We start from the raw sequence: 10,526 nt of genomic DNA, 5'->3' as shown, positions 1-10,526 counted from the left end.
GGGCGCGGTGACGTGGTCCGGCATGTCGCTGCTCGTCCGCCCGCATGCTTTCCCCGGGCATGCGCTTTACCCCTCGGAGTACGAATGTCCGATTACGCCAAGGCCCTCGGTGCCCGGCTGCGAGCCATCCGGCAGCAGCAGGGCCTGTCTCTACAGGGGGTGGAGGAGAAGTCCGGCGGCCGCTGGAAGGCCGTGGTCGTCGGGTCGTACGAGCGCGGCGACCGTGCCGTGACCGTCGCCCGCCTCAACGAGCTGGCCGAGTTCTACCGGGTTCCGATCGCGGAGCTCCTCCCCGGCGACGGCCCCGGCCGTCACGAGGGCGCGAGCAAGGTCGTCATCGACCTCGAGCGTCTCGAGCAGCTGCCCGGTGACGAGCTCGGTGCGGTGCAGCGGTTCGCCCGCAGCATCCAGCAGCAGCGCGGCGACTACAACGGCCGGGTGCTCTCGATCCGCGCCGACGACCTCCGCACGCTCGCGATCGTGTTCGACCTCTCGCCGGCCGGCCTGATCGAGAAGCTCACCGAGTGGAACGTGCTGGTCGCGACGCCGATCCGCCCGTAGGTCCCCCCGGTTCCAGCCGGGGGTGTCGGCTGGAACGAGACGAAGCCCCCCGCGCCACAGGCGCGGGGGGCTTCGTCGTTGCTCTGACCTGGAGCCCGCTCAGGGCGACGCTGCCGATCGGGCGGCAGGACGCCGCGTATAGCTGATACTCAAGTCCTGCCGCCCGCTCGGCAGCGTCGTTCTGAGCGGGCCGCCCCTAAAGCTCGGCTTTGACTAGTTGTAGGCGGCCCAGGAGGCCGTTGACGAACCTCGGGGACTCGTCGGTGGAGAGCTCGCGGGCCAGGTCGACGGCCTCGTCGATCGCTACCGCGTCCGGGATGTCCTCGCGGAACAGCAGCTCGTAGATGCCGAGCCGCAGCAGGTTCCGGTCGACCGCGGGCATCCGGTCGATCGTCCACCCCTCGGCGTACGTCGCGATCAGCTCGTCCAGCCGTGCCCGATTGGTGGTCACGCCCTCGACGAGCGTGACCGCGTACTGCGGGACCGGAGGGTCGGACTGCGCGAGCCGGTCGCGAGCGGTCGCGAGCGGTTCGGTGCCGCGGACGTCGGCCTCGAACAGGATGTCGAGGGCACGCTTGCGTGCTTTCCGGCGCGCCGAACGCTTCTCCGGGTCCTTCGAGGTGGGACTGGTCACCCCGTGACCCGGCCGATGTACCGTCCGTCGCGGGTGTCGACCTTCAGCTTGTCGCCGGTGTTGACGAAGAGCGGCACCTGGATCGTGGCGCCGGTCTCCAGCTCGGCCGGCTTCGTGCCACCGGTCGACCGGTCGCCCTGCAGGCCCGGGTCGGTGTGCGCGACGACGAGCTCGACCGAGGCCGGAAGCTCGACGTAGAGCGGCGTCGCGTCGTGCAGCGCGACCGTGACCTCGGCGTTCTCCAGCAGGTAGTCGGCGTTGCCGCCGACGGTGCCCGCCGGGACCGTGATCTGGTCGTAGGTCTCCGAGTCCATGAACACGAAGTCCCCGCCGTCCTTGTACAGGTACGACATCGCGGCCTTGTGAACGTTCGCGGTGTCGACCTTGACGCCGGCGTTGAACGTCTTGTCGACGACCTTGCCGGTCAGCACGTTCTTCAGCGTCGTCCGCACGAACGCGCCGCCCTTGCCGGGCTTCACGTGCTGGAACTCGACGACGTTCCAGAGCTGACCGTCGAGGTTCAGCGTCATGCCGTTCTTCAGGTCGTTCGTGGTGGCCATGCGGAAGCTCTTCGTCTCCTGGTCGGCCGGCCTGCCCAGCGCGGGGCGCAGTGGGGAAAACCGGTGCGCAAGTCGTAGGGATTCACTGAGAAGCGGGGCGGCGGCTGCCACCCGCTTGTCAGGTCACCAGATACTACCTGTATCCGATAGTCGACCCTACCGGCTCCACGTCTGCCGGGAGGTGGTCGGCTGACGGCCGCAGGTCCGTCCCCCGGCTGGCCAGCACCGACCGACCCGAGCGGGGTCGGACCGAAACAGCAGGAAGGGAACTCGTGCATAACCGCCGCCCAGCGGTCATATCCCGGCTACTCGTGGGGGCAGCCGCCGTCCTGACCACGCTGGCGCTGGTCGCCGGCTGCACGGGCGACGATCCCGACGAGGACGCCGCACCAGACCAAGACGCACCGGTGGGCAGCTGGGAGCCGGTGGGCCCCACCGATGCCGTCGTCCGTACCGACCAGGTCGGCTACGGCACCACGGAAACGAAGATCGCGGTCCTGCTGGCTCCGCGCCAGGCCGACGACGCCGCGTTCCTCGTCGAGCGGCAGGACGGCTCGGTCGCGATGAAAGGCACGGTCGGCGAGGACCGCGGCTCCTGGAGCACCCGGTACCCGGCCACCTACCCGATCGACGTCTCGGAGTTACGCACCGCGGGCACCTACCGCATCCGGGTCAGCGGTGGGGTCACCGCCGCCTCGCAGGTGTTCGTCGTGGGGGCGAGCAAAGAACTGTTCGGCCAGGTCGCGGCCGACACCGTGCAGTTCTTCGGGGTTCAGCGCGACGGCGAGGACGTGTTGTCCGAGCCGATCCCCCGGCGGGCGTCCCACCTGCACGACGACGCGGCGGCCGTCTACGAGGCACCCGAATTCTCCGAGGGCGACGACCTCGGCGCCGGGCTGAGCACGGTCGACGGCGCGCCGACCGTCGACGTCAGCGGCGGCTGGTTCGACGCCGGCGACTACCTCAAGTTCACCCACACCACCGCGTACGCGCTGACGCTGATGCAGCTGGCCCAGCGGGGCGGCGACGCCAGCATCGGCAACGGCAAGGCGATCGAGGGCCTTTCGGACGAGACGACGTTCGGCATGGACTGGCTCGACAAGATGTGGGACGAGAAGACCGGCACGCTGTACCTGCAGGTCGGGCTGGGCAGCGGCGGCGTCGACGGGATCGTCGGCGACCACGACGTCTGGCGGCTCCCGCAGGACGACGACAGCGCGTCCGGCGACGGGAAGCGCTACCTGCGCAACCGGCCGGTGTTCCGGGCCAACTCCCCCGGCGAGCTGATCAGCCCCAACCTGGCCGGGCGGGTGGCGTCGGCGTTCGCGCTGGCCGCGCAGGTCGAGGCCGGCGACGACCCGACGCGCGCACGGGCGCACCTGGACGCCGCCGCGAAGATCCTGAGCCTGGCCGACACCGACGACCCGGGCACGCTGCTGACGACGTACCCGCGCTCGTACTACGCGGAGAGCACCTGGACCGACGACATGGCGCTGGGCGCGACCGAGGTCGCCCGGGCCGGGTTCGTGCTCGGGGACGACCGCTGGTCGACGTGGGCCGGGCAGGCCGCGCAATGGGCCGGGCAGATGACCGGCTCCGGGAGCAAGCAGCCGCTGAACCTCTACGACGTGGGGCCGGTGGCCGACGCCGAGCTGTACGGGCTGATGGCCGAGACCGGCAACAAGCCTGCCGGTGTGACGCCGGAGGCGCTGATCGCCGACCTGAAGACGCGGCTGGAGACCGGGGTCTCGGCGGCACGCAAGAGCCCGATCGGGGCGGCGGCGCCGATGACCCAGTCGGACTTCACGACGAAGACGTTCGGCTGGAGCGCGGTCGCGGCGCTGTACCGCCGGGCGGCCGAGGACGACTCGTACGACGCGTTCGGCACGGCGCAGCGCAACATCGCGCTCGGGACCAACGGGTGGGGATTGTCGCTGGTGGTCGGCGTCGGGAACACGTACCCGAAGTGCATCCACCACCAGATCGCGAACCTGGCCGGCGACCTGAGCGGGAAGGGCAAGATCGCGACCGGAGCGGTGCTGAACGGGCCGAACGCGGCGAGCGCGTTCAAGTCGCTGACGAGGTCGTCGACCGCGAAGGACTGCACGGGGGTCGACGTGAGCCGGTTCGACGGGCAGGACGCCCGCTTCGTCGACCAGCCCCACGCCTACTCCAGCGTCGAACCCGCGATCGACTTCACCGCCACCGCGCTCCTGGCGGTGACCCTCGAGTCACGGCTGTGACCCGATCGGGGGCGGGGGCCGAGGCCTCCGCCCCCGGGGCTCACACCGCGGCGAGGTGACGCAGCGCCAGCGTGTAACCGGTGAGGCCGAGGCCGATGATGGCGCCGGTGGCGACCGGGGAGATCACCGAGTGGTGGCGGAACTCCTCGCGCTTGTGGACGTTGCTGATGTGCACCTCGATCAGCGGCGCCACGAGCATCGCGCAGGCGTCGCGGACCGCGATGTTGTAGTGGGTCCACGCGCCCGGGTTGAGCACCACCGGCGCCCGCTCGTCGGCCGCGGCGTGCAGCCACCCGAGCATCTCGTGCTCGGCGTCGGTCTGCCGCACGACGACGTCGAGCCCCAGCTCCTCGCCGGTCCTCACGCACAGCGCCACGAGGTCGTCGTGGGTGTCCGCGCCGTAGATCTCCGGCTCCCGGGTGCCGAGCCGGCCGATGTTCGGGCCGTTCAGCACGTACACGCGGGTCACAGCTGCACCGCCGGACCGGGGCTGCTCTCGGTGCCCACCGCCGAGTACGCCGCCACCAGCACACCCGGGTCCGGGTCCTCCAGCACGGTCGGTTTCCCCAGGCCGTCGAGGACGATGAACCGCAGCCGGTTGCCGCGCGACTTCTTGTCCACGCGCATCGAGTCGAGCAGCTTCGGCCACGCCGCGGCCGGGTACGTCAGCGGCAGCCCGAGCAGCTTCAGCACCGCCGCGTGGCGGTCCGCCGTCGCGTCGTCGAGGCGGCCGGCCAGGCGCCCGAGCTCAGCCGCGAACACCAGGCCGACGCTCACCGCCGCACCGTGCCGCCACCGGTACCGCTCGTTCTTCTCGATCGCGTGACCGAGCGTGTGCCCGTAGTTCAGCGTCTCGCGGAGGCCGGACTCGCGCAGGTCGGCCGAGACCACGTCGGCCTTGACCCGGATCGACCGCTCGACCAGCTCACGCAGCACCGGCGACGCCGGGTCGGTGGCCGCGGCCGGGTCGGCCTCGATCAGCTCGAGGATGCGCGGGTCGGCGATGAAGCCGGTCTTGACGACCTCGGCCATGCCCGCGACCAGCTCGTGCTTCGGGAGCGTCGCCAGCGTCGCCAGGTCGACGAGCACACCGGCCGGCGGGTGGAACGCGCCGACCAGGTTCTTGCCCGCCGCGGTGTTGATGCCGGTCTTGCCGCCGACCGCGGCGTCGACCATGCCGAGCAGCGTCGTCGGCACCTGCACGACGCGGACCCCGCGCAACCAGCAGGCGGCGACGAACCCGGCGAGGTCGGTGACCGCGCCACCGCCGAGGCCGACGATCGCGTCGGTGCGGGTGAAGCCGGCCTGGCCGAGTACGTCCCAGCAGAACCCGGCGACCTCGAGCGTCTTGCCGTCCTCGGCGTCCGGGATCTCCAGCGAGTGAGCCTCGAAGCCGACCGTGCGCAGGTCGTCGCGGACGGCCTCGCCGGTGGTGCGCAGGGCGCCCGGGTGGATCACCGCGACCCGCTGCGCGCCCTGCAGCAGCGGCGCCAGCTCGCCCAGCATCCCGTGCCCCACCAGCACGTCGTACGGCTGGTCGCCGCCGACGTGGATCGTCGTCACGTCGCTCACGCGCTCACCTCGTTCAGCTGCTCCACCACGTCGGCGACGATGTCCTCCGGGGTCCGGCCGTCGGTGTCGACGGCGATCGTCGCGACCTCCGCGTAGATCGGGGCGCGTTCGGCGAGCAGCGTGCGCAGCGTCGCCCGCGGGTTGAGCGAGAGCAGCGGGCGGGCGGTGTTCAGCCCGACCCGCTCGGCCGCGTCGGACAGACCCACGTTCAGGTGGACGACGCGGTGACCGCGCAGAGCCTCCCGGGTGGTCTCGGCCAGCACCGCACCGCCGCCGAGGGCCAGTACCCCGTCGTGCGACCCGAGCGCCGCCGCGACCGCGGCCACCTCCAGCGCGCGGAACGCCGGCTCCCCGTCGTCGACGAAGATCTCGCTGATCGGCTTGCCCGCGCTCGCCTCGATGTCGTGGTCGACGTCGCGGAAGGTGACGCCGAGGCGCTCGGCGAGCAGCCCGCCGACCGTCGTTTTGCCCGCACCGGGCGGGCCGACCAGCACGACCGTGGGGCTCACTCGATCACCAGCGCGGCCTTGTAACCGGCCAGGTTGCGGCGGATCTCCTCGACCGAGTCGCCGCCGAACTTCTCCATCGTGGCGTCGGCCAGCACGAGCGCGACCATCGCCTCGGCGACGATTGCCGCGGCCGGCACCGCGCAGACGTCGCTGCGCTGCGCGATCGCCTTGGCGGCCTCCCCGGTCGTGACGTCGACGGTCTGCAGCGCGCGCGAGATCGTCGCGATCGGCTTCATCGCGCCCTTGATCCGCAGCACCTCACCGGTGGTGATGCCGCCCTCGAGGCCACCGGCGCGGCCGGAGAGGCGCCGGACGCCGTCGGGGGTGTTGACGATCTCGTCGTGGGCCTTGGAGCCGCGGGACCGCGCCTGGGTGAACGCGTCGCCGATCTCGACGCCCTTGAACGCCTGGATGCTCACCAGCGCGGCGGCCAGCCGGGAGTCGAGCTTGCGGTCCCACTGGACGTGGCTGCCCAGGCCCGGCGGCAGCCCGTAGGCGAGCACCTCGACGATGCCGCCGAGCGTGTCGGCGTCGGCCTTCGCGGCATCCACCTCGGCCACCATCCGGGCCGACGCGTCCGGGTCGGCGCAGCGCAGCGGGTCGGCGTCGATGCGCTCCCGGTCGGCCGGGGTGGGCGACTCGGTGCCGTCCTTGACCGCGACCGAGCCGAGCTCGACGACGTGGCTGACGATCTCGACGCCGAGCGCCTGGCGGAGCAGCGACTGGGCCACGGTGCCGAGAGCCACCCGCGCGGCCGTCTCCCGGGCACTCGCGCGCTCGAGGATCGGACGGGCGTCGGTGAAGCCGTACTTCTGCATACCGGCGAGGTCGGCGTGCCCGGGGCGGGGCCGGGTGAGCGGCGCGTTGCGGGCCAGCCCGGCGAGGATCTCCTCGTCGACCGGGTCGGCCGACATGACCTCTTCCCACTTGGGCCACTCGGTGTTGCCGATCCGGATCGCGACCGGGCTACCGAGCGTGGACCCGTGGCGGACGCCACCGAGGATCTCCACCTGGTCCTGCTCGAACTTCATCCGGGCCCCGCGGCCGTAGCCGAGGCGGCGACGGGCGAGCTGTTCGGAGATCTCGGTCGTGGTCACCGAGATGCCGGCGGGCAGGCCCTCCAGCATCGCGACGAGGGCGGGTCCGTGGGACTCGCCGGCGGTCATCCAGCGCAACATAACGTGCAGTGTTCCACGACCGGGGCGGACGCAGCCGCGCCGCAAGGCGTCGTCCCGCAGTGTGACCACGCGCGCGGTGTGTTCGTCGGCGAGGGTGCCGCTGCCGAGCGGGGTGCGCGGTGGTCGGGTGGGCCGGCACGAGGACTCGTTCGCCGGGTGAGGCGGTGTGCGGCGGGAGCGAGTGTCCGCTCGCGCTCGGGCACCGGGCGTGGCCAGTGCTCGCCCACGACGGGCGAAGGTGTCGCGCCGGAGCGAGTGCTCGCGCGATGAGGCCGAGATATCGGGCGGAGCAGGTGCTCACTCGCCAAGAGGCGGAGGAGGTGGGCCGGAGCAAGTGCCTGCTCGCCATGACGTGGAGGTGTCGGGCCGGAGCGAGTCCCACCGCTAGCGATGAGGCGGGGAACTCGGCCGCGTCGAAGTGGCCTGCTTGCTCTGACGCACAGGCAGGAAGGCCCGGCCCCGCGGGCGGCGCTGACCAGCCGAGGCGGGGCCATCGCCGCGGGCACTTTGCTGAGCAGGCACGAGTGCCGGCCTCGCGGGCAGCGCCGCCGCGCACATGCGAGGTCCGCCGAGAGCGGCCGTTACTCATGTACACGGAAGTCAGGCCCGGCGGGTGGCGCTGCCACGGAAGACGAAGGCTCGCCTGCGGAGGGCGGCGCTCCTGAGTAGCTGCGGAGGCTTGGCCGCCGAGGCGGCGGGGCCGAGTGGGGCGACGGCTCACCAGCCGAGGGCGGCGCTGCTGAACGGGCACGAGGACTCGCTCGCCGAGTGAGGTGGTACCCGGCGGCGAGTGAGTACCCGTTCTGTCGGAGCCGCGCTGCCGAGCCCGGGCGAGGCAACCGCCAGGAGCACGCTCCCGAGCAGGCACGAGGCCGGACTCGCGGGCTGCGCCGCCGTGCAGGTGGGCTACCGCTGGCGGCGTCAGTCGCATGCACGACGGCCCGCTTACCGGGAGCAGCGCCGTCGCGCAGCTACGCGGGCTACCCGCCGGGAGCAGCGCCGTCGCGCGGGCGACCCGCCGGGAGCAGCGCCGTCGCGCAGCTACGTGGACTGCCTGCCGGGAGCAGCGCCGTCGCGCAGCCACGCGAGCTACCCGCCGGGAGCGACGCCGTCGCGCAGCTACGCGGGCTACCCGCCGGGGCGGCGCTGTTGCGCAGCTACGCGGACTACCTGCCGGGAGCAGTGCTGCCCGAGCAAGTTGGCCCAACTGCCGAGAGCGCCGCCGCCGCGCAGGCGTGAAGGGCTCGCCTCCCGAGGACGGCGCTGCCGAGTCGTACGAAAACTATGGCTAACCGAGCGGAGCGGATGCTCGCTTGCCGAGAGCAACACCGCCGAGCTGGGGGCCTGCCCGCCGAGAGAAGCACCGCTCGGCGGAGCCCTGCCCGCTGGGGGCGAAGCTACCGAGTGGCCATGAGGGCTCGCCCGCCGAGCGCGCAACTGCCGCCCAGCGCGAGGCCCCCTGGGACGAAGGGCATGCTCACCGAGACGAGAGCTTCCCCACCGAAACGAGCCTCCCCACCAGAACGAGAGCGTGCCCATCAGAACGAGAGCGTGCCCACCGGAGCAAGGGCTTGCCGCTGGGGGAATGCAGCGCGGGCGGGGCGGAGGTGTGGTGCTCAGCCGGCCGTGCACAGGGCGGTGAGGGCCCCGGCCAGCAGGAAGGGGCCGAAGGCCAGGCGGTCCGTGCGGGACAAGCGGCGGGTGGCCAGCAGGGCGGCGGCGCCGAGGCCGCCGTAGACGAAGCCGTAGGTGAGGCCGGTGGCCAGCTCCGGCCAGCCGTACCAGCCGAGGGCCGCGCCGAGCAGGCCGGTGAGCTTCACGTCGCCGTAGCCGAAGCCGGCCGGGACCACCACCGCGAGCAGGTACAGGACGCCGAACGCGACCGCGGAGGCCTCGGCCGCGCGCACCAGGGGGGCCGGGCCGGTGCCGCCGAGCAGCGCGCCGGTCGTCAGCAGCGCGGCGAGGATCGGGTAGGCCGGCAGGACGAGCGCGTCGGGCAGCCGGTGCGCGCGGACGTCGACCGCGGCCAGGACGAGGCCGAGCCCGGCCAGGAACACCATTCCGGCCAGCTCCGGAGCCTCCACCGCCCACGCCACCACTCCGCCCACCGCCGCCGCGGCCACCCCGGCCGCCCTCCCCCTCGCCGCCGGAGCGAAGAAACCAACGGCACGGGCAGCACCACCCCGACCCGAGCCCCGGCTCGTGCTGGGGGCTCGGTCGGAGCGGGCCGGTGGATCGGCGGACAGGACAGTGGCGGCGGCCGCGTGGGCCAGGACCGGTTCGCCCGCGACCGGGCCGGTGGCCACCACCGCCACCCGTTCGAGCGCGTCGGCGAGCCACGGCCCGGCACCCCACCCCGCTAGCGCCACCACCCCCGCGCTGACCAGCGGCTCCATCGGCTCAGCGGGCCAGCGCCAGGGCGGCGCGCATTGCCTCGATCGGGGCCGGGCGGCCGGTCATCAGCCGGACCTGGTGCCCGGCCTGGTGCAGGAGCAGGTCGAGCCCGGACACCACCCGGCAGCCGGCCGCGGCGGCCGCGGCGGCCAGGGCGGTGGGCCACGGGTCGTAGACGACGTCGAACACCACGGCGGCCGGGCGTAGGGCGGCGTGGGCGAGCGGGTCGGCCGCGCCCTTCGGGAGGGTGGAGATGACCAGATCGGCAGTGGCCACCCGGGACGGGGCCTCGTCCAGGGGGCGGACGTCGAGCGTGATGCCGAGCCGCTCGGCGGTGGTGCGCAGCTCCGCCGCCCGGTGCGGTGAGCGCACGAGCGCGGTGACCGGGGCGGCCGCGAGCGGGACGGGGCCGGCCAGCGCCGCGAGCGCCGCCTGGGCGGTGCCGCCGGCTCCGAGCAGCAGCGGCGCCGACGCCGAGCGCAGGCCGGCCTCGCGCAGCGCGTCGGCCATCCCGGGCGCGTCGGTGTTCTCGGCGCGGCGCCGGCCCGGCGCGAGCAGCAGGGTGTTCGCCGCCCCGATCGCCGCCGCCTCCGGGCTGACCTCGGTGGCGACGCCGAGCGCGGCCCGCTTCAGCGGCATCGTGAGCGACAACCCGGCCCACTCGGGGCCGAGAGCGCCGACGAAGCCCGCCAACCCCTCCTCGGCGCACTCGACCCGGGTGTACGACCACGCGGTGAGGCCGAGCGCCTCATAGGCGGCGGCGTGCAGCACCGGGGAGAGGGAATGCGCGATCGGTGACCCGAGCACCGCGGCCCTCCGCACCGCGCCGGCCGGGGAGCCGGCCGCGGAGGGCACCGGTGACGCCGTCGAGAACG

10 protein-coding genes are annotated in these 10,526 nt (G+C 73.2%); 2 read left to right on the top strand and 8 right to left on the bottom strand.

The genetic code is table 11. The features are described from left to right. The first annotated feature begins 84 nt into the window (after nt 1–84). On the top strand, nt 85–561 hold the full coding sequence (gene bldD, locus CRYAR_RS11980) for a transcriptional regulator BldD (RefSeq protein WP_035850614.1): 477 nt from the start codon (nt 85–87) through the stop codon (nt 559–561). A 196-nt stretch (nt 562–757) separates the two neighbouring features. On the opposite strand, the gene nusB is transcribed toward bldD, so the two are convergent. Next, nucleotides 758–1,195 (bottom strand): transcription antitermination factor NusB, encoded by a 438-nt coding sequence (gene nusB / locus CRYAR_RS11975; RefSeq protein ID WP_035850612.1) that lies wholly within the window; start codon nt 1,193–1,195, stop codon nt 758–760. Further along, nucleotides 1,192–1,755 carry an elongation factor P gene (gene efp / locus CRYAR_RS11970; protein ID WP_035850610.1) on the bottom strand — a complete coding sequence of 188 codons (564 nt, stop codon included), beginning with the start codon at nt 1,753–1,755 and terminating at the stop codon, nt 1,192–1,194. The genes nusB and efp overlap by 4 nt, the downstream gene beginning before the upstream one ends. Nucleotides 1,756–2,066: 311 nt before the next feature. On the opposite strand from efp, the gene CRYAR_RS11965 reads away from it, so the two are divergent. Further along, a complete protein-coding gene (locus CRYAR_RS11965; RefSeq protein ID WP_051570059.1) occupies nt 2,067–3,998 on the top strand; it encodes a glycoside hydrolase family 9 protein in 1,932 nt (643 codons plus the stop codon). A 40-nt stretch (nt 3,999–4,038) separates the two neighbouring features. Here the strand turns inward: CRYAR_RS11965 and aroQ are convergent, their stop codons facing one another. The 6 genes from aroQ to CRYAR_RS11935 all read right to left on the bottom strand — a co-directional run bounded on the left by aroQ (nt 4,039) and on the right by CRYAR_RS11935 (nt 10,506). Then, nucleotides 4,039–4,467 (bottom strand): type II 3-dehydroquinate dehydratase, encoded by a 429-nt coding sequence (gene aroQ, locus CRYAR_RS11960; protein WP_211247402.1) that lies wholly within the window; start codon nt 4,465–4,467, stop codon nt 4,039–4,041. After that, entirely contained in the window at nt 4,464–5,570 is a 1,107-nt protein-coding gene (aroB, locus tag CRYAR_RS11955) for a 3-dehydroquinate synthase (RefSeq protein WP_051570058.1), read from the bottom strand. The genes aroQ and aroB overlap by 4 nt, the downstream gene beginning before the upstream one ends. Beyond that, nucleotides 5,567–6,079, bottom strand: a complete 513-nt coding sequence (locus CRYAR_RS11950) for a shikimate kinase (RefSeq protein ID WP_035850607.1) — start codon at nt 6,077–6,079, stop codon at nt 5,567–5,569. Before CRYAR_RS11950 ends, aroB begins: the two co-directional genes overlap by 4 nt. Beyond that, a complete protein-coding gene (gene aroC / locus CRYAR_RS11945; protein WP_035850605.1) occupies nt 6,076–7,257 on the bottom strand; it encodes a chorismate synthase in 1,182 nt (393 codons plus the stop codon). The genes CRYAR_RS11950 and aroC overlap by 4 nt, the downstream gene beginning before the upstream one ends. A 1,616-nt stretch (nt 7,258–8,873) precedes the next feature. After that, complete coding sequence (locus CRYAR_RS42965; protein WP_051570057.1) at nt 8,874–9,653, bottom strand: prepilin peptidase; 780 nt, start codon at nt 9,651–9,653, stop codon at nt 8,874–8,876. 4 nt (nt 9,654–9,657) lie between these two features. Further along, nucleotides 9,658–10,506, bottom strand: coding sequence for a shikimate dehydrogenase (locus CRYAR_RS11935; protein ID WP_051572017.1), 849 nt, complete (start codon nt 10,504–10,506; stop codon nt 9,658–9,660). Nucleotides 10,507–10,526 lie beyond the last annotated feature (20 nt).

Origin of the sequence: Cryptosporangium arvum DSM 44712 (assembly GCF_000585375.1) — a bacterium.
Lineage (GTDB): Bacteria > Actinomycetota > Actinomycetes > Mycobacteriales > Cryptosporangiaceae > Cryptosporangium > Cryptosporangium arvum.
The sequence above is the reverse complement of the archived record's forward strand: the minus strand, read 5'-3'. Positions and strand labels throughout refer to the sequence as shown.